Annotated in this window: 23 protein-coding genes; 12 read left to right on the top strand and 11 right to left on the bottom strand. The window is 67.5% G+C overall.

The annotated features are described in order from the left end of the window. The first annotated feature begins 25 nt into the window (after positions 1-25). Genes GS4_RS09570 through GS4_RS09560 form a run of 3 tightly spaced genes read left to right on the top strand, consistent with a single transcriptional unit; the run spans position 26 to position 4,291 of the window. Positions 26-643 (top strand): TetR/AcrR family transcriptional regulator, encoded by a 618-nt coding sequence (locus tag GS4_RS09570; RefSeq protein WP_007619947.1) that lies wholly within the window; start codon positions 26-28, stop codon positions 641-643. A 52-nt stretch (positions 644-695) separates the two neighbouring features. Then, a complete protein-coding gene (locus GS4_RS09565; RefSeq protein WP_007619946.1) occupies positions 696-2,564 on the top strand; it encodes an ABC transporter ATP-binding protein in 1,869 nt (622 codons plus the stop codon). Further along, entirely contained in the window at positions 2,561-4,291 is a 1,731-nt protein-coding gene (locus GS4_RS09560; protein ID WP_007619945.1) for an ABC transporter ATP-binding protein, read from the top strand. The genes GS4_RS09565 and GS4_RS09560 overlap by 4 nt, the downstream gene beginning before the upstream one ends. Before the next feature lie 46 nt (positions 4,292-4,337). Here the strand turns inward: GS4_RS09560 and zapE are convergent, their stop codons facing one another. After that, complete coding sequence (zapE, locus tag GS4_RS09555; RefSeq protein ID WP_007619944.1) at positions 4,338-5,333, bottom strand: cell division protein ZapE; 996 nt, start codon at positions 5,331-5,333, stop codon at positions 4,338-4,340. 43 nt (positions 5,334-5,376) lie between these two features. On the opposite strand from zapE, the gene GS4_RS09550 reads away from it, so the two are divergent. Together GS4_RS09550 and GS4_RS09545 are read left to right on the top strand one after the other, a co-directional pair. Beyond that, on the top strand, positions 5,377-5,997 hold the full coding sequence (locus GS4_RS09550; RefSeq protein WP_007619941.1) for a TetR/AcrR family transcriptional regulator: 621 nt from the start codon (positions 5,377-5,379) through the stop codon (positions 5,995-5,997). Between the two features lie 84 nt (positions 5,998-6,081). Further along, on the top strand, positions 6,082-7,674 hold the full coding sequence (locus tag GS4_RS09545; RefSeq protein ID WP_007619939.1) for an acyl-CoA synthetase: 1,593 nt from the start codon (positions 6,082-6,084) through the stop codon (positions 7,672-7,674). Positions 7,675-7,723: 49 nt separating this feature from the next. On the opposite strand, the gene GS4_RS09540 is transcribed toward GS4_RS09545, so the two are convergent. From GS4_RS09540 to echA20, 4 genes are read right to left on the bottom strand one after another with little or no spacing between them, the layout of a single operon-like run. Next, complete coding sequence (locus tag GS4_RS09540) at positions 7,724-8,920, bottom strand: NAD(P)H-dependent flavin oxidoreductase (protein ID WP_007619938.1); 1,197 nt, start codon at positions 8,918-8,920, stop codon at positions 7,724-7,726. Continuing rightward, positions 8,917-9,681 carry a CoA-transferase subunit beta gene (locus GS4_RS09535; RefSeq protein WP_007619927.1) on the bottom strand — a complete coding sequence of 255 codons (765 nt, stop codon included), beginning with the start codon at positions 9,679-9,681 and terminating at the stop codon, positions 8,917-8,919. Before GS4_RS09535 ends, GS4_RS09540 begins: the two co-directional genes overlap by 4 nt. Then, a complete protein-coding gene (locus tag GS4_RS09530) occupies positions 9,678-10,613 on the bottom strand; it encodes a CoA transferase subunit A (RefSeq protein ID WP_007619919.1) in 936 nt (311 codons plus the stop codon). Before GS4_RS09530 ends, GS4_RS09535 begins: the two co-directional genes overlap by 4 nt. Next, positions 10,613-11,395, bottom strand: a complete 783-nt coding sequence (gene echA20, locus GS4_RS09525) for a (7aS)-7a-methyl-1,5-dioxo-2,3,5,6,7,7a-hexahydro-1H-indene-carboxyl-CoA hydrolase (protein WP_007619917.1) — start codon at positions 11,393-11,395, stop codon at positions 10,613-10,615. The genes GS4_RS09530 and echA20 overlap by 1 nt, the downstream gene beginning before the upstream one ends. Before the next feature lie 62 nt (positions 11,396-11,457). Between echA20 and GS4_RS09520 the strand changes: the two genes are divergently transcribed. The 3 genes from GS4_RS09520 to GS4_RS09510 are packed head-to-tail and all read left to right on the top strand — an operon-like array spanning position 11,458 to position 13,533. Next, on the top strand, positions 11,458-12,234 hold the full coding sequence (locus tag GS4_RS09520) for an SDR family oxidoreductase (protein WP_007619915.1): 777 nt from the start codon (positions 11,458-11,460) through the stop codon (positions 12,232-12,234). A 29-nt stretch (positions 12,235-12,263) separates the two neighbouring features. Continuing rightward, a complete protein-coding gene (locus tag GS4_RS09515) occupies positions 12,264-13,160 on the top strand; it encodes an SDR family oxidoreductase (RefSeq protein ID WP_007619913.1) in 897 nt (298 codons plus the stop codon). Next, positions 13,150-13,533: a DUF8021 domain-containing protein gene (locus GS4_RS09510; RefSeq protein WP_007619911.1), complete on the top strand. Its 384-nt coding sequence runs from the start codon at positions 13,150-13,152 to the stop codon at positions 13,531-13,533. Before GS4_RS09515 ends, GS4_RS09510 begins: the two co-directional genes overlap by 11 nt. 101 nt (positions 13,534-13,634) lie before the next feature. On the opposite strand, the gene GS4_RS09505 is transcribed toward GS4_RS09510, so the two are convergent. Then, positions 13,635-14,291, bottom strand: coding sequence for a GNAT family N-acetyltransferase (locus GS4_RS09505; RefSeq protein ID WP_007619909.1), 657 nt, complete (start codon positions 14,289-14,291; stop codon positions 13,635-13,637). Positions 14,292-14,518: 227 nt separating this feature from the next. On the opposite strand from GS4_RS09505, the gene fadD8 reads away from it, so the two are divergent. Further along, positions 14,519-16,159: a fatty-acid--CoA ligase FadD8 gene (gene fadD8 / locus GS4_RS09500; protein ID WP_007619902.1), complete on the top strand. Its 1,641-nt coding sequence runs from the start codon at positions 14,519-14,521 to the stop codon at positions 16,157-16,159. Between the two features lie 78 nt (positions 16,160-16,237). Here the strand turns inward: fadD8 and GS4_RS09495 are convergent, their stop codons facing one another. Together GS4_RS09495 and GS4_RS09490 are read right to left on the bottom strand one after the other, a co-directional pair. After that, a complete protein-coding gene (locus tag GS4_RS09495) occupies positions 16,238-16,762 on the bottom strand; it encodes a nitroreductase family deazaflavin-dependent oxidoreductase (RefSeq protein ID WP_007619901.1) in 525 nt (174 codons plus the stop codon). 3 nt (positions 16,763-16,765) lie between these two features. Further along, positions 16,766-17,929: a steroid 3-ketoacyl-CoA thiolase gene (locus GS4_RS09490; RefSeq protein ID WP_007619900.1), complete on the bottom strand. Its 1,164-nt coding sequence runs from the start codon at positions 17,927-17,929 to the stop codon at positions 16,766-16,768. A 133-nt stretch (positions 17,930-18,062) separates the two neighbouring features. Between GS4_RS09490 and GS4_RS09485 the strand changes: the two genes are divergently transcribed. From GS4_RS09485 to GS4_RS09475, 3 genes are all read left to right on the top strand, one after another. After that, complete coding sequence (locus GS4_RS09485; RefSeq protein WP_007619899.1) at positions 18,063-19,352, top strand: cytochrome P450; 1,290 nt, start codon at positions 18,063-18,065, stop codon at positions 19,350-19,352. After that, positions 19,349-19,798, top strand: coding sequence for a nuclear transport factor 2 family protein (locus GS4_RS09480; protein ID WP_007619898.1), 450 nt, complete (start codon positions 19,349-19,351; stop codon positions 19,796-19,798). Before GS4_RS09485 ends, GS4_RS09480 begins: the two co-directional genes overlap by 4 nt. 145 nt (positions 19,799-19,943) lie before the next feature. Next, entirely contained in the window at positions 19,944-20,495 is a 552-nt protein-coding gene (locus GS4_RS09475) for a carboxymuconolactone decarboxylase family protein (protein ID WP_007619896.1), read from the top strand. Between the two features lie 172 nt (positions 20,496-20,667). On the opposite strand, the gene GS4_RS09470 is transcribed toward GS4_RS09475, so the two are convergent. Genes GS4_RS09470 through GS4_RS09460 form a run of 3 tightly spaced genes read right to left on the bottom strand, consistent with a single transcriptional unit; the run spans position 20,668 to position 23,952 of the window. Then, entirely contained in the window at positions 20,668-21,846 is a 1,179-nt protein-coding gene (locus GS4_RS09470; RefSeq protein WP_007619894.1) for a thiolase family protein, read from the bottom strand. After that, positions 21,846-22,880: a thiolase family protein gene (locus GS4_RS09465; RefSeq protein WP_007619892.1), complete on the bottom strand. Its 1,035-nt coding sequence runs from the start codon at positions 22,878-22,880 to the stop codon at positions 21,846-21,848. Before GS4_RS09465 ends, GS4_RS09470 begins: the two co-directional genes overlap by 1 nt. Positions 22,881-22,935: 55 nt before the next feature. Beyond that, positions 22,936-23,952: a Zn-ribbon domain-containing OB-fold protein gene (locus tag GS4_RS09460; RefSeq protein ID WP_040509966.1), complete on the bottom strand. Its 1,017-nt coding sequence runs from the start codon at positions 23,950-23,952 to the stop codon at positions 22,936-22,938. Positions 23,953-23,955 lie beyond the last annotated feature (3 nt).

Here is a 23,955-nt window from a genome sequence, read left to right as displayed (position 1 = left end):
CCACGGCGAGTGCGAGGAGATCCCGATGGCGCCACGGAACAGCAGCGTCGGAGAGAAGCGGGCCGGTTCGTCACGTCGTGACGAGTTGCTGGCCACCGCCGGACAGATGTTCGCCGAACAGGGCTTGCGTTCGACAACCGTACGTGACATCGCCGACGCCGCCGGAATCCTGTCCGGCAGTCTGTATCACCACTTCGACTCGAAGGAGTCGATGGTCGACGAGCTGCTGCGCGGATTCCTCGACCAGCTCTTCGCCCGCTATCGCGAGATCGTCGCGACCGGCTCGTCGGCGACGGAGACGTTGCGGCAACTGGTCGTGGCGTCCTTCGAGTCCATCGACGCCGATCATCACGCCGTCGCGATCTACCAGGACGAGGCGAAGCGTCTGGCCGCCCAAGAGCGGTTCGGCTACATCAACGATCGCAACACCGAGTTCCGGTCGCTGTGGCACTCGGTCCTACAGAGTGGCGTCGCGAGTGGCGAGTTCCGTTCCGACCTCGACATCGAGCTGGTCTACCGGTTCATGCGCGACACCGTCTGGGTCGCGGTCCGCTGGTACCGGCCCGGCGGCTCGCGGCCGGTGTCCGCGATCGCCGACCAATACCTCTCGGTTGTCCTCGACGGCATCGTCCCACGTCGCTAAGCGAAGTTAGGCTTACCTTTCTTTTTCTCGTCGGCAGGGTTATCGTACGCGTATGACAACACCTGGCGATGACCCTGCCGCGTCGGCACGCGCCGAGTCCGCGGCACTCAAGGACATGCTGCAACCCGTGCGCGGGCGCCTCCGCCTCGCGCAGGGCGTCCAACTCATCGGTTCGGCGGCGACGGTGCTCCCCTTCATCGGGATCGTCGAACTCGGGCGCCGCCTACTGGCCGGCCAGACGACCGCGGGCGACATCTGGCCGATCGTCTGGCTGGTGATCGTCGGGCTGGGTGCGCGTGCGTTCTTCGGTGCACTCGCCCTCGGCATCAGCCACTTCGCGGATGTCGACTTCCAGTCGCACCTGCGTCGACGGATCGTCACCAAGCTCGGTCGCCTCCCGTTGGGGTGGTTCACCCGGACGTCCTCCGGCGAGGTGCGCAAGTCTGCTCAGAACGACGTCCACGAACTGCACTATCTCGTCGCGCACGCCGACGTCGAGACCACCGCCGCGGTGGTCACCCCGGTCTTCGCGCTGATCTACTGCTTCGTCCTGGACTGGCGTCTCGGGCTCCTGGCGATGGCGACGCTGCCGCTCTACGCCGCCGGCTACGCGTGGATGATCCGCGACATGACCGAGCAGATGGCACGGATGAACACCGGGATCGAACGGATCAGTGCGACGATCGTCGAGTTCGTCTCCGGCGTCGCAGTCGTCAAGACCTTCGGTCAGGTCGGCCGGGCGCATCGCCGATTCATCGATGCCGCAGACGATTTCAACGACGATTTCGCCGGATACGTCGGTCCGATGCTGCGTATCGAGGCCATCGCGGCGATGATGCTGTCGGCTCCGCTGGTGTTGCTGGTCAACCTCGCCGGCGGATATTGGTTCACCAGCAGCGGGTGGGTGCAGCCGATCGAGGTGGTCGGTGCCACGCTGATCGCCCTGGTCCTCCCCACGTCGCTGATGGCGATCACCATGGCGCTCCACAGCCGGCAGCAGGCCGGCGGGGCTGCCCGCCGCCTGGTGGATCTGTTCGCCCTCCCCGAGCTGCCGGTCAGTGCCGATCCCGCTGTGCCCCAGGGCAACGGGGTCGAACTCGAGGATGTGAGCTTCTCGTATCAGACCACTGCCCCGGCGAGCGTCGGGGAGAACGGGCGATCGAAGGCCCTCGACGGAGTGGATCTGGTGCTGCCGGCGGGGTCGCTCACGGCACTCGTCGGTGAGTCCGGCAGTGGCAAGTCGACGTTGGCCACCCTCGTGCCGCGCTTCCACGACGCCGACACCGGTTCGGTCCGGATCGGTGGGGTCGATGTCCGGGAGATCGATCCGGAAACGCTCTATCGCACGGTCGGATTCGTGCTGCAAGACGTGCAGTTGCTGGGCATCAGCATCCGCGACAACATCCGGCTCGGACGCCCGGACGCGACCGAAGAGGAGGTCGCCGATGCCGCCCGCGCCGCACGGATCCACGATCGGATCGTCGCGCTGCCGCGCGGCTACGACGCGGTGATCGGCGACGACGCCCACTTCTCCGGTGGTGAGTCGCAGCGGGTGAGCATCGCGCGTGCGCTGCTGGCCGACACCCCGATCCTGGTGCTCGACGAGGCGACCGCCTTCGCCGACCCGGAGTCGGAAGCGCAGATACAGCAGGCGATCTCGACGCTGATCGACGGCCGCACCGTCCTCGTCATCGCCCACCGGCTGGGAACCATCACACACGCCGACAACATCGTCGTGCTGGACGGCGGGCGGGTCGTCGAGCAGGGCCGCCACGACGATCTCGTCGCAGCGCAGGGGACCTACGCCGCCATGTGGCGGTCCTACACCGAGGGAGGACTCGACATCGGTCGGGACCGGACCTCAGAACCGGCCGACGTCGTCGACCGGTCCGAACTCGAGAACACCGGAGCTGTGCGATGATCCGCGGATTCCTGACCATTCTCGGCAGCCAGCGTCGACAGATGTTCGGCTTCCTGCTCTGGGCGACCACCTTCGGTGTTGCGCAGGGGCTGGCGATGTTGGTGCTGGTGCCCTTCGTCCAGGCACTCCTGGACCTCGATGGCTCGGCTGCCGTGCGCTGGCTGCTCTGGCTTCTGCTCCTCGTCGCCATCTGCTGCATCACCTTCTACGTGCAGTCGATCCGCGGGATGCGGTTGGCGCTGTTCACCATGCGCACCCTGCACCACCGCCTCGGCGAGCATCTGGTGACGCTCCCGCTCGGATGGTTCACCCGTCGGCGCACCGGCGAGGTCTCGCAGATCGCGGTCAAGGGCACGATGTTCGTCGGCAGCACCAGCGCACACTTCTTCACGCCGGTGATCGCCAACACCACCAGTTCGTTGGTGGTGGTCGTCGGACTGTTGTTCTTCGACTGGCGGATCGGTCTCGTCGCAGCCGCCGGCGCGGTCCTCCTGTACGTCGCCGCAATCGTGTCCAGTTCGGTCATCGCGAGTGCGGAGGAGGCCAATCATCGCGTCTCCATCGCCGTGAACAACCGAGTCCTCGAGTTCGCCCGCTGTCAGCCGGTCCTGCGCGCATTCGGTCGAGCCGGGACGTCGTACGAGCCGCTGGCGGAGGTGCTCGACACCCAGTACCGCACCGGCCGTCGGATGATGTGGCGATCGGTGGCGGGCATCTCGCTCAACGGCGTCGCGGTGCAGGCGGTCTTCACCGCGATCCTGGCCTTCGGTGCGTGGCTGGCGGTGACCGATCGGATCGAGCCCGCCTTGCTGATCGCGGTCTTCGGGCTCGCGGCCCGGTTCACCGGCCCGGTGGGTGAACTCGCCGACCTCGGGTCGACGCTCCGGATGGCGCGTGACGAGATCAAGCGCATCACCGACGTGCTCGAGACGGAGTCGATCGCCCAGCCCGCCGAGCCGCAGCCGGTGTCGATGCCGGGTTCGGTCGAGGTCGAGCACGTCCGATTCGGATACGTCGACGGCGAGCCGGTGGCGCGGGACATCAGCTTCCGGGCCGAGCCCGGCACGATGACGGCACTGGTCGGTCCGTCCGGGTCGGGCAAGACGACGTTGTTCCGGTTGCTCGCGCGCTTCTACGACGTCGACGGCGGCGTGGTGCGGGTCGGCGGTGTGGATGTCCGTGACCAGGACACCGCGACACTGATGGGCCAGCTGTCCCAGGTGTTCCAGGACGTCTATCTCTTCGACGACACGTTGCGGGAGAACATCCGTATCGGCCGTCCGGACGCCACCGACGAAGAGATCGCGGCGGCTGCCGAGACCGCCGGGGTCGGGCGGATCGTCGACCGGCTGCACAACGGTTGGGACACCCCGGTGGGGGAGGGCGGCTCGGCCTTGTCCGGCGGTGAGCGTCAGCGTGTCTCGATCGCGCGGGCCCTGCTGAAGGGTGCGCCGATCGTCCTCTTCGACGAGGCGACGAGTGCGCTCGATCCGGAGAACGAGGCACACGTCGCGGCCTCGATCCGGGAGCTCGCCGACAACAGCACGGTGATCGTGATCGCCCACAAGCTGTCGACGGTGGTGGCCGCCGACCAGATCGTCGTGTTGGACGACGAGGGCGGCGTCGACGATGTCGGTACCCATGCAGAGCTGATCGGTCGAGGCGGCCAGTACGCGCGCTTCTGGCATGAGCGCACTGCGGCGGCCGGATGGGCGATGGCCCACTGACACTGCCGTTTTCGTAGCGCGAACACGCGGATATCACGTGTTCGCGCTACGAGATCTGGTGGGAACGCAGCTCGGTGAGCCGACTGCGGAGGCGTGCGACCCCGGCGAGGTCGAGGTCCGCGGGCACGCAGGTGTCCCGATCGCCCGCGGCGCGGAAAGTGGTGGGCACGTCGCGGTCGTACAGGACGTCGACGACATGCGCGAACCGTCGGGCCGACTCGCGGTCGGTGGTGCCGAGGGGCGGGATGTCGTCGATCACCCAGGTCCGGTGGTCGGCGACGAGGCGCAGGTAGTCGCGGACTCCGGTGGGGGAGCCGCAGAGGTCGTCGAAGGTGAACCAGACGCGTCCAGGTGTCGCCGCGCGGGCGGTGATCGGATGCCCCGCGGGACGGACCTCCGTCCGCTCGTCCGGCGATGGTGCTTCCAGTGCGCGGCCGGTGGTGTCCGCGATCCAGCGTCCCGAGGCGAAGCCCGCGCCGTGCTCGGCTCGCGACCGATAGTCCGTGCCACCATCGAGTTCGACGACCTGACAGTGCGTTCGGAGCAGTTCGATGGTCGGCACGAAGGTGTCGTGGAAGAGCGGGTTGGGCATCAGCTCGTCGGGTGCGCTGTTGCTGGTGATCACGATGGTCACGTCGCGGTCGACCGCCGCGGCGAAGAGGCGGGCGAGGAAGATGCCGTCGGCCGGGTCGTCGACGACCAGCTCGTCGAAACAGAGGGTCCGAACCGTGCCGAGCATGGCCTCGAGGCCGGTGGCGAGGGAACCGTTGACGACGATGGCGGCGTGCAGCGCGTCGGCGAACTCGTGCGAGTGCAGCCGGAGCGTCGAATCTGTCGGCGCCGTGGTGGCGACCACGTCCATCAGCCACGACTTCCCGCGGCCCGGTGGGCCGTGGAGATAGACGTTCTCGCCGGTCGTCAGCACCTCGACTGCGGCCCGCTGACCGACGTCCAGTGTGAAGCCGACCGAAGCGGCCGCGACGACGAAGTCCGAATGTGATGGCAGAACCGATTTTTGGGTGCGACGCAGACGGGGCCACATGACCGCACTCTATCATCGTAGAGGGTGCTGGTAGCCTGACGTGATGGAGCGCACCGATCGCCGCGTCTTGATCGCCGAGGCATGCCTCGACCTCGCCGCCGCCGGTGGCAACCACGCGATCACACACACCGCCGTCGACCGCGCCCTGGAGTTGTCGAAGGGCTCCACGTCCTACTACTTCCGGACGCGGGCCGCTCTCGTCGACGCCGCGCTCGACCGGCTCACCGACCGATCACGCGACGCATTCGCCGCTGCCGTCGCGCACTCGCAGTCGAGGTCGGAGTCGCAGCCGGAGTCGAGGGCGCAGCCGGAGTCGAGGGCGCAGTCGGACTCGCAGTCAGGACACGATGCGGACCCGACCGAGGTGATCGTCGGATACCTCACCACCCTCGTCACCGACCGTCGCCGCGATGTGCGGGCTCGCTACGCGCTCATGACCGACTCCGGGGACCGCGACCTCACGGCGTGCTTCTTCTCGCTGCCGGCGGCCACATCGCTGATGACCACGATGAACGCACGCGATCCGGACTCGGCCGCCCGCGACCTGATCACGACACTCGAAGGCGTGCTCTTCACTCGTTCGATGGGCCTCGACGCCGACCGTCCGTCGACTCCGGCAACGCTGCGCCCGATCGTCGATCGTGTGCTGCGGCCGGAGAACTGACCGTTCATGGGCCGGCTACCGCCGCTCGTCGCGACTACTCGTGGGTAGGGTCCGCGGGCGCGGTGCGACTGCTAGAAAAGCGCCATGAGCTTCACACCCCAGACCACCGCCACCGTTGCCTCCGCGCGCAGTCAGACCTTCGGCGACCTGCTCCGACGAACAGCGCTCCGGGTACCCGCCAAGACCGCGATCATCGACGGCGACACCCGGTTGACCTATGCCGAGTTCGACGCGGCAGTGAACCGGACGGCGAATGCGCTGTCGGCGCACGGACTCCGTCACGGCGACCGGCTCGCGCTGGTGAGTCACAACTCGTGGCAGTACGGGGTTCTGGCCTTCGCCACCGCGCGCCTCGGCGTCGTGCTCGTCCCTGTCAACTTCGGCCTGGGCGCCGGCGAGATCGCGTTCATCCTCGAGCACTCAGGCGCCCGCGCCGTGGTCACCGAGGACGCATTGGCTCCGACGGTCACCGAGGCGCTCGACCTCGCCGGCAACGAGATCGTCGCCCGCGGATGGATCGCGCTCGGCTCAGGCGCGGCCCCCGACGGTTGGGAAACGGTCGACGACTGGGCGCGCGACGGCGATCCGACCCCGCCCACCACGGCAGTCGGTGACGACGACCCGCTGCGGCTGATGTACACCTCCGGCACCGAGTCGCGGCCCAAGGGAGTGCTCCTGTCCTCCAAGTCGCTCATCACGCAGTACGTCTCGTGCATCGTCGACGGCGGGATGACCGGCGACGACATCGAGATCCACTCGCTGCCGATGTTCCACTGCGCGCAGATGGACTGTTTCTTCTCGGTCGACGTCTACCTCGGCGCGACGGGGATCATCCTCCGCGCACCGGATCCGGCGACCGTGCTCGCGACGATCGAGTCCGAGCAGGTGACCAAGTTCTTTGCGCCGCCGACGGTCTGGATCTCCCTGCTGCGGCATCCCGACTTCGAGACCCGCGACCTGTCGTCGCTGCGCAAGGGGTATTACGGCGCGTCGGCGATGCCGGTCGAGGTCCTGCGCGAGATGGGGCGCCGACTCCCCGACGTCTCGCTGTGGAATTTTTACGGTCAGACGGAGATGTCGCCACTCGCGACCATCCTGCAGCCGCATGAGCAGATGAGTCGGGCCGGTTCGGCCGGTCGCCCGGCGCTGAACGTCGAGACACGCGTCGTCGACGAGACGGGGGAGTCGGTGCCGATCGGCGAGGTCGGGGAGATCGTGCACCGCAGTCCGCATGCGGCGCTGGGGTATTACGGCGACGAGGACAAGACGGCCCAGGCGTTCGACGGTGGCTGGTTCCACTCCGGCGACCTCGGCGTCATCGACTCCGACGGCTATCTGTCGGTGGTCGACCGCAAGAAGGACATGATCAAGACCGGTGGGGAGAACGTGGCCTCACGAGAGGTCGAGGAGGCGATCTATCAGCTCGACGGGGTGGCCGAGGTCGCGGTCTTCGCCGTGCCGCACCCCAAGTGGATCGAAGCGGTGACGGCTGTGGTCGTGCCCAAGCCCGACGTCACCGTCACGGTTGCCGACGTCGACGCGCATGTGGCGACGGTCCTGGCGGGCTACAAGCGTCCCAAATACGTCGTCATCGCCGACGCGCTGCCCAAGAACCCGAGCGGCAAGATCCTGAAGAAGGACCTCCGCGTCGCGCACGTCGACATCGCGAACACCTGACCCGACAACCGATTCCGTAGAAGATGTTCCCGGATTCCGGGAAGAACTGCTACGGATTCGGCTGGGAGAGGGCGCCGAGTGCGGCCAGACGGTCGTGGGCGCCGGTCATGATCGACTGGATCAGGTCGTCGCAGCTGGGTAGGTCGTCGATCATCCCGACCACCTGACCCGACGCCAGCACGCCGGCGCCCGTGTCACCCTCGACGAGGCCCGCGCGGAGCAGCATCGGAGTGTTGCCCGCCATGATGATCTGCTGCCAGGTCCGGTCACCGGACTTCCTCATCGACCGACCGTCGCGCAGCATGGTTGTCCACTTCATGCCGGTCATCTGCTTGAACTCGTTGGCGTTGCGGGCCGCCGCGGTCAGCGCCCGCACCCGACTCCCGCTCTCGAGCGCGTCGACGAGTCGGGTCCGCAGCACGCGATGCGGCATGCCGTCGACCTTCGTCGACACCACGGTGTCACCGAGGCCGCGCTGGATGTACTCCTGTTTGACCGAGTCCGGGACGGCGCTGTCGGAGGTCAGCAGGAACCGGGTACCCATCGCGACCCCCTCGGCGCCGTAGGCGAGTGCCGCGGTCAGGCCCCGGCCGTCGAAGAAGCCGCCTGCTGCGACCACCGGCATGTCGATGCCCTTGGCCGACAGGGCGTCCAGCACGGACGGCAGCAGCAGCGTGGTCGCGACCGGGCCGGTGTGGCCACCGCCCTCGCCACCCTGCACGATCACCGCGTCGGCACCCCAGGAGGCCACCTTGACCGCGTGTTTGGCCGCACCGATGGACGGGATGACGACCACTCCGTGGTCCTTGAGCTTGGCGATCAGCTCTTGCTTGGGTGCCAGCGCGAAGGATGCGACCCGGACCTGCTCGCGGATCAGCAGGTCGATCCGTTCGTCGGCGTCGGTGGCGTCCGCGCGGATGTTCACACCGAACGGTTTGTCGGTCGCCGACTTCGTCTTGGCGATCGCGGCTTCGAGTTCGTCGTAGGTCATGGTTGCCGACGCCAGGATGCCCAGCCCGCCGGCATTGGAGGTCGCCGCGGTCAGCGACGGCCCCGAAACCCACCCCATGCCGGTCTGGACGATCGGGTACTCGATCCCGACGAGCTCGGTGAACCTCGTCGACAGCGCTGCCGCCCGGCTCGGCGCCGCAGTCGAGGTGGTCGCCGTCGTAGTGGTCGCAGTCGAGGTGGTCGAGGGTGTCCCGGTCGCCGGGGATGAGGACGCGGTCGAGTCGACGGAGGTCATCTCACTTCTCGATTCCGGACACCCTTGGGATCCAAGACCTCTCGGATCAGGGTCAGTTCTTCGTCGGTGGGCAGCCGGGTGTGCGGCGCCTTGTCGAGATCGGCGACCTCGAAGCCGGTGTTCTCGGCGACCTCGGCGACGGTCACACCCGGATGCAGGGAGAGCGCCCGGAACGTGTGGTCGGGGCCGCCGAAGTCGAAGACGCCGAGGTTGGTGACCACCCGATGGATGTCGAGATCGTCGAAAGCGGGGTTCTCCGGGTCGATCTGGTCGTAGCCGACGCCCGAGACGATGTCGACGGAGTCGCCGAAGACGCGGGTCGAGTGCCGCGCCACCCAGTAGCTGGTCGGATGGTTCACGGTGTTGCCGGGAGCCCCCCGGACACCGAACATCTGTCGGGTGGGTTGCTGCAGCGGACCGAAGGCCGACAGGTTCTGGTTGCCGTGCCGGTCGATCTGGTTGGCACCCATCACCACGTGCCGTCGGCCGGAGGCGACGACATCGAAGACCTTGCGGAACGGCATCCATCCCTCGATGGGGCCGGATGCGCCGACGGCCGGGGTGTCGGCGAAGATCAGTGCCTCGCCGTCGGTGATGAGCAGATCCGGCTCCGTGGTCAGGCGCGCCAGCCGTGCGCCGATGAGTGGGGTCGGCGCCATCGGGGATGCCATGATCTCGCCTGCGCCGGAGAAGATCTCGGCACAGGCGACGACGCACACCTCGGCGCGCGTGATGTCGGTGTCGGTGACGGTGTCGGTCACTTGGCCTCCTCCTGCTCGGTGCGCCAGGCCTCGATCTCGCGTTGGTAGGTCTCCTCGTCGACGACCAGGAACCGTTCGGAGAACGCCGTCCAGGTCTCGGCGTCCTTCGTCGACTCGACATAAAAGCGCTGGAATGCCTCGTCCCGCCCGTAGTCGGCCGTGACGTTCGCACCGGCTGCATTGTTCGCGGCGCCGGCGAAGGTGAAGTGCGCGCCGTTGGGGGCGTGCACCACGCGGTCGACGTTCATCCGGTTCAGCAGCAGACGTTGTGTCGGAACCGACTTCACCAGCACCTCGGTGGAGACCAGCTGGTCGGTCTCGAGGTAGCGGCGATCGGCGGCAGCACAGAAGAGGTCGTCGAAGTAGGGGTCGACGCCGGTGTAAGCGGCGTTGCCGCGACTGTCGGCGAGGTCGAGATGGACGAAGGCCGCGTCGAGTCTCAATGCCGGCATGGCGATCAACGTCTGCGTGCGTCCGTCGGCGTCCGGGTACGGCGAGGTGACGGTCTGGAGCTCGCCCTCCCAGAACTCGACGACGTCGGAGCCGAGGCCCGCACGGATCGGCAGGAACGGCAACCGGGCCGCTGCCGCCTCGAGTCCGCACTTGACCATTCCCTCGTCCATCTCGCGGACCGTGATGGTCCCGGTGGTGCGCGCACGGGCGAACCACGGATCGTAGAACGGTGGCGAGTCCAGTGAGACGAACCCGTAGTAGGCCTTGCTCACCTTGCCTGCGGCGCAGAGCAACCCGAGGTCGGGGCCGCCGTAGGTGACCACGGTCAGGTCCTTGACGTCCGACCGCGCGAGTGCGCGGACGAGTGCCATCGGTTTGCGGCGTGAACCCCAGCCGCCGATCCCGATCGTCATCCCGTCACGCAGCTCGCCGATCACGTCGTCGAGCGTGCTGGTCTTGTCCTTGGGGGCAGCGGGCATCAGGCCTCTCCTCTCGCGCCGGTGCCGGTGGTGGCAGGTTTGCCGGTGGTCACGAATGCGTCCCGGTGCTCGTCGGACACCCCGGCCAGGTTGAGTTCGAAGGTGTAGCCCTGCTCGAGTCGGTAGCTGGTCTTGACGTCGACCGGATCGATGCCGTTGATCGCTTCCTTGGCCGCCCGGATCACACGGGTGTCCTTGGCGGCGATCTTCTCGGCGATGTCGAGGGCCGCATCGAGCAGCTCCTCGCGCGGCACGACACGGTAGACGGAGCCGAAGTGCTCGAGCTGCTGCGCGGTGACGTTCTGCGCCGTGTAGTACAGCGTCCGCATCAGATGCTGAGGCACCAGGCGAGCGAGATGTGTTGCGGCACCCAACGCGCCGCGGTCGACCTCCGGTAGGCCGAAGACGGCGTCGTCGGAGGCGACGATGACGTCGGCGTTGCCGACCAGGCCGATTCCGCCACCGACGCAGAATCCGTTGACGGCCACGATGACCGGGACCGCGCAGTCGTAGACGGCGCCGAACGCGACCGCGCAGCCGCGGTTCGCGCCGATGAGCGCGTCGAAGCCCTCGGTGGCCTGCATCTCTTTGATGTCGACGCCCGCATTGAACCCCCGACCCTCGGCTCGGAGGATCACGACCCGGGTGCCGGGGTCGGCGCCCACGCTCAGGATGGTCTCGCCCAGCTCGAACCACGCCGCCGACGGCAAGGCGTTGACCGGCGGGAAGTCCACGGTGACGGTCACGATCCCGGTGTCGGATCGTGTCGTGGTGATGGGCACACCAGCCCCTTTCCTCGTGGCTCAACCAAGCAAGTGCTTGGTTGTTTGGTAGGGTAGCACCCATGTACGGCGACGGTGGCATCGATCTCGGCCTGGAGAAGAAGGTCGTCCTGGTCACGGGTGGTGTCCGCGGCGTCGGAGCCGGAATCAGTGCGGTGCTCGCGGGTCTCGGCGCGGTCCCCGTGGTCTGCGCACGCACGCCCGCCGATGGTGCCGACGTCGATGTCGTCGCCTGCGACGTGCGTGACGAAGATGCCGTCGCCGCGATGGTCGAGGGCATCGTGGCGCGCCACGGTCGGCTGGACGGTGTGGTGAACAACGCGGGCGGCTCGCCCTTCGCCCTGGCCGCGGACGCATCCAACCGGTTCGCGGGCAAGATCGTCGAGCTGAACCTGTTGGCGCCGTTGATCGTCGCGCGGGCGGCCAACGCGGTGATGCAGACCCAGGACGACGGCGGGGTCATCGTCAACGTGTCCAGCGTGAGCGGCCACCGGCCGTCGCCGGGGACCTCCGCCTATGGCGCGGCCAAGGCCGGTCTGGACAACCTGATGGGGTCGCTGGCCGTCGAGTGGGCGCCTCGGGTGCGGGTCAACTCCGTGGTGGCCGGACCCGTCGAGACCGAACAGTCGCAGTTGCACTACGGCGACGCCGACGGCATCGCAGCAGTCGGCAGCACCATCCCGATGGGGCGGCTGGCGTCGCCGGTGGACGTCGGGAACGCGGTCGCCTTCCTGCTCTCGCCACTGGCCGCGTACGTCAGCGGCTCCACCCTGACCGTGCACGGTGGTGGTGAGAAGCCCGCCTTCCTGCAGGCGGCCACCGCAGGCAACGACGTCTAGGACCATCCGGAGTCGGAAGAGGAGAAACGTTGGGTACCAAGCTGAACGAGGGACGCGTCGCGATCGTGACCGGCGCCGGGCAGGGGATCGGGCGCGCGCACGCGCTGGCCTTCGCCGCCGACGGCGCCCGGGTGGTCGTCAACGATTTCGCGGCCGACGCGGCCGGCGCGGTCGTCGAGGAGATCGTCGCGGCCGGGGGCTCGGCGGTGGTCGACTCCGCCGACGTCGCCGACTGGGACGGCGCGGCCCGACTGGTCGACACCGCGGTCCGCGAGTTCGGCCGACTCGACATCCTGGTCAACAACGCGGGTTTCGTGCGTGACCGGATGCTGGTGTCGATGTCGGAGGACGAATGGGATGCGGTGATCCGCGTGCACCTCAAGGGACATTTCGCGACGCTCCGGCATGCCGGAGCGTACTGGCGTGCGCAGTCCAAGGCGGGTGACCAGCCACAGGCGCGGATCGTGAACACCAGTTCCGGTGCGGGACTGTACGGCTCGGTCGGCCAGGGCAACTATGCGTCGGCGAAGGCCGGGATCGCGGCGCTGACGGTCCAGGCGGCCGCCGAGTTGGGCGGCTACGGTGTCACCGTGAACGCGATCGCCCCCGCCGCCCGGACGCAGATGACGATGGGTGCCGGCGAGGCCATGGCGGCCCAGATGGCAGCACCCGCCGACGGTTCCTTCGACGCGATGGACCCGGCCAACGTCTCACCGCTGGTCGTCTGGCTCGGGTCTCTCGAATCGGGGTCGGTGACCGGCCGGGTGTTCGAGGTGGAGGGCGGCAAGATCTCCGTCGCCGACGGGTGGCAACGAAGCGCGGAGAGCGACAAGGGTTCCCGGTGGGAGCCGAGTGAGCTCGGACCAGTGGTCGAGGAGATCCTGACGAAGGCGCCGGTTCCGATGCCGGTCTACGGTGCCCGCTGATCACGGCTCGGCATCCGCCGACCGACGGGTGGCCGCGGCGCGCGCCTACGTGGACGCGCTGGTCAGTCACGACGCCGGCGATGTCTCGGTGCATCCGGACTGCACCAGGGTCGAGTTCGGTCTCAAGACCGGCCGCAACGGTCCGCACATCCTCCGCAGTCTCGCGCGGGGGCCGCAGTTCCGGCTGATCCATCGGATCAGCGAGTTCAGCGCGACCGTCGACGGTCATTCGGTCGCGACGCGGTACCTGGTGCACGTCCGACCGAAGGCCCTGTCCCTGGCCGCGGAGGTCAGGGAGACGTTCGTGGTGGACGAGGACGATCGCATCCGCGCCATCGTCGCGCGTTTCGGCCCCCCGCGTCGCGTGCCCTGAGTAGACGCATGGCCTTGAGAAGGGGAATGCGCCCGGATGCTCAGAGCATCCGGGCGCATTCGTCGCTGTTCGGCCGACCTCCTGACGTGGCGACCTCGCGGTCAGGCGCCGGGCGCGCGCACCACCATCGGTACACCGGGGAAGTACGCGGCCATCTCCGAGCGCGACTTCCGCAGTGCGGCAGTACCGTAACCGTGCTTGCGATGGTCGGGATGAATCCAGATCCGGACGTCGATCTCGCCGTCGGTCAGTTCGCCGAAGACGAAGCCGACCTTGGTCGGTCCCTCGAGGGCGACCAGCCACACGGCCTCCTCTGCGGCCACCCGGTCGGTTGCCTTGGTCAGCTCGTCGCCGAGGTCGCCGGCCGGTTGACCCGATCCGTCGCCCGCGACACCCAGTTCCTGGGTGCGGACCCCGAACAGGTCGGCGTCGGCATCGGCGGAGAACGGACGCAGGTCGAGATTGTCGCCACTGCTAGCGGGACGCTCGGCGAGCGTGAAGGTGATCGACGAGTTCAGGTCGTCGAGTTCGGCCTGGTTCTTGCGGCGCTCGTCCTTGGTCAGCTGGTCCAGGGACATGCCGAGCACGGCTTCGGCGCCGAGCTGCGACTTGCCCAGGAGGGTGGCGATGGCGGCGACTGCTGCGGTCCGGTCGTCGGCCTCGACGATGGCGTCGAGGACCTCGTGGCGGCGCTCGAGGGCGGTGAGGAGGGCGTCGGTGATGTCGCGGCGCTGGGCCGTGCGGTCGAGATCGGTCATGCTCCGAATCCTAATGGAGCGCGACGATGTCCGCGTGTGCTCGACGGGAAACGCGACGCCGGTCCGCGGGGCTCCCGGCTCACGGCTCTTGCCGACGGCCGCTGCATATAATTAGAACATGTTCTTACATGCGCTGATGGCGGCCTGTGGATAGAAACAGCATGTCAACGACGCCATTTCGGGGGTATGTCTTCCGTACTTCTGTAACACGTCCTAGTCTGTAGAGCATGACCGATGCACTCCAGAGTCAGTCCGAGTTCGATCATCTGCGCGGCGGCACCCACCTGGGCGACCTGATGGTGGCCGCGCTCAAGCGGCACGCCGAGCGCAACGTCCTCGTCCTCGGTGACGCAGAGCTGACCGGTGGCGAGATGGCCGCCGCCATCAGTCGCTACATCCAGGCGTTCGAGTCCCTCGGGGCCGGCTCGGGCACCGCAGTCGGCCTGTTGTCGCTGAACCGGCCGGAGGTCCTGCTGGTGATCGGCGCCGGTCAGACACAGGGCTGGCGGCGCACCGCGCTGCACCCGCTCGGATCACTCGACGACCACGCCTACGTGCTCTCCGACGCCGGCGTGACGACGCTCGTCATCGACCCCGTGCCGATGTTCGTGGAGCGGGCGGTGGCGTTGCTCGACAAGGTCCCGAGCCTCAAGCAGGTCCTGACGCTGGGCCCGGTGCCCGACGAACTGTCGGCACACGGCCGCGACGTCATCGCCGAAGCCGACCTCTTCGAGCCGAAACCCTTGGTGGCAGCGGAACTCTCGCCGGATCACGTCGTGTCGATCACTTACACCGGCGGCACCACCGGTAAGCCCAAGGGCGTCATCGGCACGGCTCGGGCGATGTCGACCATGACGCAGATACAGCTGTCGGAATGGGAATGGCCGGAGAATCCGCGGTTCCTGATGTGTACCCCGCTCTCGCATGCGGGCGCGGCCTTCTTCGTGCCGACGCTGATCAAGGGCGGCTCGATGGTGGTGCTCGGCAAGTTCGACCCGGCCGAGGTCCTGCGCACCATCGAGGAAGAGCGCATCACCGCGACCATGCTGGTCCCGTCGATGCTCTACGCCCTGATGGACCATCCGGACTCGCGCACTCGCGACCTGTCGTCGCTGGAGACCGTCTACTACGGGGCATCGGCAATCAACCCGGTGCGGCTGGCCGAGGCCATCGAGCGATTCGGCCCGATCTTCGCGCAGTACTACGGACAGTCCGAGGCGCCGATGGTGATCAGCTATCTCGCCAAGCGCGACCATCCGACCGGTGACGACGACCATCGACGACTCAGCAGCTGCGGTCGACCGTCGGCGTTCCTGCGGACTGCGCTGCTCGGGCCCGACGACAAGCCGGTGGCGCAGGGCGAGCCCGGTGAGATCTGCGTCGCCGGTCCATTGCTCGCAGGCGGTTACTGGGGTCTGCCCGAGCAGACCGCGGACACCTTCAAGGACGGATGGCTCCGCACCGGTGACGTGGCACGTGAGGACGCCGACGGCTTCTGGTACATCGTCGACCGCACCAAGGACATGATCGTGACCGGCGGGTTCAACGTCTTCCCCCGCGAGGTGGAGGATGTGGTCGCCGAGCATCCGTCCGTCGGCCAGGTGGGCGTGATCGGAGTACCCGACGACAAATGGGGCGAGGCCGTCACCGCCGTTGTGGTGCTGCGCTCGGACGCCGACCAGGACGATGCCGCCAAGGATCGGGTCACGGCCGAGATCCAGCAGGCCGTGAAGGACCGGAAGGGTGCCGTGCAGTCGCCCAAGAAGGTGGTGTTCACCGAGTCACTTCCACTGACTGCACTCGGAAAGCCGGACAAGAAGGCGCTGCGGGCGCAGTATTGGGAGTCGAGCGACCGCAGCGTCGGATGAGACCCGCAGCCGACTTTCACCGGTCGGCGCGGAGGCGCGGTCGGGGCACTGTGAGGGGTGCCCCGACCTGCGCCTGTTCTACGGTGTGTCGGCGTCCCGTTCGACGAGATCGTCGGCCCCGCGCGCAGCGGGCTCGCAGATGATGACCGGGATGCGTCGGTCGGTCCACGCCGAGTAGGTGTCGAAGTCGGCGTACAACTCCACCAGCCGCGGCCACAGCCGATCGCGCTCGGCGTCATCGGCCTCTCGGGCGTGCAGGTCCAGCTTCTGCGACCCGATCTGGATGGTGACCTGCGGATTCGCGACCACATTGTGGTACCAGGCGGGATTCTTCGGCAGGCCGCCCTGCGAGGCGACCACGACCACTCGCTCGTCGTCACGCAAGAACAGCAGCGGCACGGTGCGCGGCTGACCGCTCTTGCGTCCGGTGGAGGTCAGCAAGCACACCTCCACCGGTTTGCGCATCGCTGCACCCACCCGCCAGGTCTTGCCCAGGCGGCCGCCGGTCGCCTGATACAGGCGCGTGTTGGCGCGAGAGCCCCACTTGATCAGTGTGGCGACGACCGGCGAGTCCAGCTGGTCGGGACGGTTGTCGGCGTCCACGGGTCAGATGCGCTCGATGATGGTGCCGGTCGCCAGAGCGCCGCCGGCGCACATGGTGATCAGCGCCGTCTGCCCGCCCGAGCGTTCGAGCTCGTGCAGCGCGGTGGTGATGAGTCGGGAACCGGTGCTGCCCACCGGATGTCCGATCGCGATCGCGCCGCCGTTGACGTTCACCTTGTCCATGTCGGGCTGATGGACATTCGCCCAGCTCAACAGGACGGAGGCAAACGCTTCGTTGACCTCGAAGAGGTCGATGTCGGAAATCGACATACCCGACTTGGCCAGCACGCGTTCGGTTGCCTGAACCGGTCCGTCGAGGTGGTAGTGGGTCTCGGCCCCGACCAGCGCCTGCGCCCGGAAGCGTGCGCGGGGGGTGAGGCCCAGGCCCTTCGCCTTGGCCTCGTCCATGATGAGCACTGCGGCAGCCCCGTCCGAGATCTGCGAAGAGGTCCCGGCCGTGTGGATTCCGCCATCGAGGACGGGCTTCAGGTTGCTGATCGACTCGATCGTGGTGTCGCGCAGGCCCTGGTCCCGGCTGACATCCAGGATGTTGCCGGTCAGCTCGCCCTCCTTGGTCCGCTCAGGAGCCTTCAGTGTCAGCACCTCACGGTCGAATCGTCCCTCGTCCCAGGCGTGACGGGCACGTTGCTGGCTGCGCACGCCGAGCTCGTCGACGTCGGCACGAGAGATGCCGCGGCGCTTGGCGATCCGCTCGGCGGCCTCGAACTGGTTGGGCATGTCGATGTCCCAGGACTCCGGGCGTCGGGGGCCCGCGTGATCACCGACGTTGGCGCCCAACGGGACCTGCGTCATCGCCTCGACGCCACACGCGATGCCGACGTCGATGGTGTCGGTGGCGATCAGGCCGGCGATCAGGTGATTGGCCTGCTGGGCCGATCCGCACTGGCAGTCGACCGTGGTCGCACCGGTCTGCTCGGGGAGTCCCGCGTGCAGCCACGATGTGCGGGTGATGTTGTTGCCCTGGGCGCCGACCTGCGTGACACAGCCGCCGATCACCTGCTCGACCAACGCCGGATCGATCCCGGCCTTCTCGATGACGCCGCGTTGCGCCGCGCCGAGGATCTCTGCCGCATGCAGTCCCGACAGCCAGCCCGCTCGCTTTCCGATGGGGGTCCTCACGGCCTCCACGATCACCGGCACACCCATGCCCACTCCTTCGTTCGCGTAGTCTCGACATCACCAAAATTAGAACAAGTTATTGTTCCCGTCTATGCCGGGTGGCACTATGTGTTCTAATGAAAACTGAAACACGTTCTTATCTACAGCAAGGTGGTGTGTCGTGACCCAGGCTCACAGTGCCCCGGTCGGTGCCGACGCGGGGGACGCTGCTGCGAAGTGCCCGTTCATGCAGCAGGAGGGGTGGGATTTCACCAGCCCCGATCTGCTCGAGCAGGGCCTGCCCGTGCAGGAGTTCGCGCAGCTGCGGAAGACCGCTCCGGTCTGGTGGAACGCTCAGCTCCCGGGCAAGGGCGGTGGCTTCCACGATGGAGGCTACTGGGTGATCTCGAAGCACGCCCACATTCGTGAGATCTCCAAGAACAACGACGACTGGGCGACCAACGACAACGGCGTCATCATGCGGTTCGACGACGAGATGACGGCCGAGCAGATCGAGATCACCAAGGCTCTGCTGATCAACCACGATCCGCCGGAGCACACCCGCCTGCGCAAACTGGTGTCGAAGGCGTTCACGCCGCGCGCGGTGCAGGCTCTCGAGGACAAGCTGGACTCTGCCGCCCGGACCATCGTGAGCAAGGCCGCCGAGCAGGGAACCGGCGACTTCGTCGAGGATGTGGCCGTCGACCTGCCGCTGCTGGCGATCGCCGATCTCCTCGGTGTCCCCGAGGCGGACCGCAAGAAGCTCTTCGACTGGTCCAACGCGATGATGAACTCCGACGATCCGGACTTCCCGATCGATCCGCAGACGGCCAACGCCGAGATCCTCGGATACGGATACACCATGGCCGAGGAGCGGCGGAAGTGTCCGGCCGACGACATCGTCACGAACCTGGTCAACGCAGACATCGACGGTCAGTCCCTGGACGAGACCGAGTTCGGTTTCTTCTTCATCCTCTTGACCGTCGCGGGCAACGAGACCACCCGTAATGCGATCAGCCACGGCATGAACGCATTTCTGGACAACCCCGACCAGTGGGAGCTGTTCAAGAAGGAGCGCCCCGCCACCGCGGTCGACGAGATCGTCCGCTGGGCGACGCCGGTCAACACCTTCCAGCGCACCGCCAAGCGCGACACCCAGGTCGGCGGCGTCGACATCAAGAAGGGGCAGCGGGTCGGACTGTTCTACGGGTCCGCGAACTACGACGAGGACGTCTTCGACGACCCGTTCTCGTTCAACATCCTCCGCGACCCGAATCCGCACGTCGGCTTCGGCGGCAACGGGGCCCACTTCTGCGTCGGCGCCAACCTCGCCCGCATGGAGATCAACCTGATGTTCAATGCCCTCGCCGACCTGGTCCCCGACATCACCAAGCTGGAGGCGCCGCGTCGTCTGCGTCACGGCTGGATCAACGGTGTCAAGGAACTCCGCGTCGATTACGGCACCAAGTGACCGCCACGGATGACGCCCCGGCCTACCTGAACATCGACCGGGAGAATCATCCCGCGGTGGTCGCCGGCCGACGCTCACGCGAACTCGTCGCCGCACGCGACAAGGACGCGTGGGTGGCGAACTTCGCCGCTGACGGTTCCGTGGAGGATCCGGTCGGGCCGTCGATGTTCGACCCCGAGGGCAAGGGATTCCACGGGCACGACCAGATCGCCGAGTTCTGGGACAAGTCGATCGCGACCACCGAGAGCATCGAGTTCGTGTTCGACTCGGAGATCATCTGCGGCAACGAGGTCGCCTACGTCGGCAAGATCGTGACCCACATCGCAGGGCACATCTCCGAGGCGCACGGGGTGTTCACCTACCGTGCGGCACCCGACGGGAAAATGGCTGCGTTGCGGGCCTTCTGGGAAGTGGAGAAGACGATCAACTCCGTTCGACCCGCCTGAGGCGGACGACTGAGACGACTGCGGGATCGGCCGGTGTGGCCGATCCCGCAGTCGTTTCCGCTTCTCTTCGACCTTCTTGCTGCGCGACACTGGATGCGAGGCGTCCGACGCGACGTGGCGCGGACCCGTGGCAGAAAGGCTCGTGATGCGCGCATGGGATCGGTCGAAGAACTACGTAACTTCGCTGCGGCAGGCGAAACGGCATCGCAGTGATCTCTTCGGATGGCTCGGACGTCGGCCACTGCTGATGGCGGCCACATCGGGGTACGAGACGGCATTGTTGCTCTCCAACAAGCTCGACCCGAAACTCAAGGAGTTGGCCGAGCTCAAGACGGCCGGTCTGATCAACTGCGAGTTCTGCCTCGACATCGGATCGGCTCTCGCCCGGGGCGCGGGCATCACCGAACAGCAGATCCGCGACCTGCCGCGATACACCGACAGTTCCGCGTACACCGCCCTCGAGAAGCTCGTGATCTCCTATGCGGAGGCGATGACGCGCACGCCCGCAGTCGATCTCGAGGAGATACGAGAACGTCTGAGCAAGAATCTGTCTCGCGCGCAACTGGCCGAACTGGCCGCGACCGTCGCCTGGGAGAACCAGCGTGCCCGACTCAACCAGGGTCTCGGCGTGCGACCGACCGGCATGTCCGACGGCGCCGTGTGCGCGATACCGGAGCGCTCGGTCACCGGCCCCTGATCGGTAGCTCTTCTCCGAGGGGTGCCGACAGCGATCCACCCCGCCCGGCGGACCGGAGCGGGGTGGATCTGTGAGAGGGAAATGCAGCTTCGGGCTACAAGCTGGAAATCAGTGCGTCGGTTTGTCTGCACCCACGGTGACATTTTGACGGTGGGTGCAGACAAGCTGGAAATCAGTGCGTCGGTTTGTCTGCACCCACCAGCCACATCGAGAAGTACTGCGAACCACCGCCGTACGCGTGACCGACCGCCTTGCGGGCATCGGGGACCTGGTGCGCGCCCGCCTTGTTCATCACCTGGATCGCGGCCTCGGCGAATCGGATCATGCCGGATGCGCCGATCGGGTTCGACGAGAGCACACCGCCGGACGCGTTGAACGGGATGCGGCCGCCGATCTCGGTCTCGCCGGCCTCGGTCAGCTTCCAGCCCTCGTTCTCCGCGGCGAAGCCGAGGTTCTCCAACCACATCGGCTCGAACCACGAGAAGGGCACGTAGATCTCGGCCGCGTCGATCTCGTCGATCGGGCTGGTGATCCCGCCTGCCTTCCACAGTGCCGCCGATGCGTCGCGTCCGGCCTGTGGACTGACCACGTTGCGATGGGCGTAGGCGAGCGGCTCGGTCCGCATCGCCGTGGCGTGGATCCAGGCCACCGGGGTGCCCTGCGCGGCAGTGGCATCCGCGACCTGTTCGTCGCCGATCACGACGGCACACGCGCCGTCGGACGAGGGGCATGTCTCGTCGTAACGGATGGGGTCCCACAGCATCTGGGACTCGAGCACCTTCTCGGTGGTGATGTCGGACTGCTGCAGGTGTGCGAGCGGGTTGAGTGAGCCGTTGCGGCGGTCCTTGGCCGCCACGATCGCTCCGATGTGCGACGGTGCGTCCGACTGGCGGATGTAGGAGCGGACGTGCGGTGCGAAGAAGCCGCCCGCGCCGGCGCCGACCGGCTTCGTGAACGGAACCGGGAGCGACAGCGCCCACATCGCGTTCGACTCCGACTGCTTCTCCCACGCGACGGCCAGGACGCGCTGGTGGATGCCGCCGAAGACCAGCGAGGCGGCGACATTCGCCGTCGATCCGCCGACCGACCCCGCGGTGTGGACGCGGATGAGACGCTTGCCGACCGCGCCGATGGCCTCGGCCATCGCCAGCTCGGGCATCATCACGCCCTCGAAGAGATCGGGCGCCTTGCCGATGACGATGGCGTCGATCTCGTCGATGGAGACCCCGGCGTCGGCGAGTGCCGCGTCGATGGCCTCGCGACACATCGCGGCCATGGTGACGTCGTGACGCTTGGCGACGTACTTGGTCTGGCCGGTGCCCAGGACCGCCGCGCGATTCTTGTGTGCCATCAGTTCTCGTCTCCCGCCAGTGTGACGACCATGTTCTGTTGCAGCAGTGGACCGCTCGTCGCGTGCGCCACCGCAGAACCGGCGTTGCCGGCGAGGATCTCGTGGGCGGCGTACCCGATGCGCTGCAGGCCGCCGGAGAACAGCGAGTTGCCGGTCAGCAGTCCGCCGGAGGGGTTGATCCGTACCGACTCCGGGAGGTTCAGCGCGCGCCGCACGATGAGTTCCTGGTGCGTGTAGGGCGTCGCGAGTTCGGCGATGTCGACGGCCCGACTGCGGTCGCCGAACGCCGTGTCGCCCGCGAGGGTCGTCGACGGGGAGACGGTGAGGTCACGCGCGCCGAAGTTGGGGGTGTCGATCCGGTGATCCCAGCCGGTCACGAACGCCGGGTTGGCGACAAGTTCGCGCGCCCGCTCCTCGCTCGCGATCACCACGGCGGCGGCCGCATCGGTGTACGGCGCGATGTCATGTGCGCGCAGCGGATTCGCGACGTAGTCGGCGGCCAGCAGCTCGTCGGCCGATCCGCCGTGGGTACGTGCGGCGACCTCGGCCAGATCGCGCTCGGTCCACGTGCCCGCGTCGATGCCCGCCCGCGCCTGCAGCGCGGCCAGCGAACGGGCGTCCGGCTTGAGCGGTGCCACCGTGTACGGGTCGGTCTGCAGCGCGAGCGTCAGATCGGAATTGCCAGCGGTGGCCTTGCCGAATCCGTACGCGAGTGCGAGATCCACCTCCCCCGTGGCGATCTTGACCCACGCCTCGTACAACGCCCACGCGGCGTCCATCTCCACATGCGACTCGTTGATGGGCGGCATCGCGCCGATCGAGTCGATGGCGGAGATGAACGAGAACGCGCGACCGGCCAGGTAGTCCGACGATCCGCTGCACCAGAAGTCGATGTCGGTGCGGGTTATGCCGAGTTCGGCGTAGAGCTTGGAGAAGCACGGGATCAGCATCTCGACACCGTTGGTGGTGCCGTGCGTCCCGACGACGTTCGGGCTGTGCGCGAACCCGATGATCGCGATCCGGGGAAGGGTCACAAGAACTCCTAGGTGAGTGGCCGGCGACTGCGGCCTGGGGCGGCGGACTCCGAGATCACAGGAATGCGCGGTAGGTGTCGTGTTCGGCGTCGGGTTCACCGGTCGGACGGAAGTGGCTGATGCTGCCGACCGACAGCTCGCGCTCGTCCTCGGGAACCCATACCGCCTCGACGCGCATGCCCATCCGCACCTCGTCGGCTGGGCAGTCCAGGATCAGGTGCAGGAACGGGATGTCGGTGTCGTCCAACAGGACATAGGCCGCCACGTAGGGGGGTTTGATGCGCTGCCCCTGGAACGGGACGTTGACGATGCAGAACGTGGTGACGATTCCGGTGTCGGCCAACTGGACCCGCTCGACCGCCGGTGCCCCGTCGGCCGGACTGACCGAACGCGGGGGGAAGTAGATCCGACCGGCGTCGACGCCGGTCCCGATCCGTGAGCCGAAGAGTTTGCCGTCGCGCAGACCCTCGAGATACCACGACTCCTCTTCGGTGGCCGAGTGCTCGATGGCGGTGGTGATGGGCGTCGCGACCACGAGAAGCGGTCCGTCGTCGTGCTCCTCGGTGTTCGCCGGGGCCTCGACACCCTCGACGTCGCCGACCTCGAAATGCGTGATGTCGTCGATCCGTCCGACACGGGCCGCGCGCCATACCGCGTGTACCCGCTGACCACTGGTCAGGTCGTCGGGGGAGTCGGCCTCGACGACGTGCAGCAGGGACGTGTCCGCACCGTCGAGCTTGATGAGTGCCCAGGCGAAGGGCACCGTCAGCGGCTGGCCGGGAAGCGGTTCGGGCTGCCACGACCACGACTCGATCGTGCCGACGGAGGCGACCGGGACGATGTCGGTCGTGGCGGCACCGGTGGTCGGGTCGAACTCGACCGGCGGTACCGAGACCTGGCCGTCGGAACCCCGCGAACCCACTATCCGTCCGTCTCGCAGGCCCAGTGCGAACTGGGACAGGACGGGCCCGAGTGAACGCGTGTAGGCGAACGAATTCTCCAGGGGCGCGGAGAGGATGGCGGATGCCGGTTCCGGCACCGTCGCGACAGGGGACGTTGCGCTGTTGCTCACGTC

It is taken from the genome of Gordonia soli NBRC 108243, from assembly GCF_000334455.1.
Classification (GTDB): Bacteria; Actinomycetota; Actinomycetes; order Mycobacteriales; family Mycobacteriaceae; genus Gordonia; species Gordonia soli.
The sequence above is the reverse complement of the archived record's forward strand: the minus strand, read 5'-3'. Positions and strand labels throughout refer to the sequence as shown.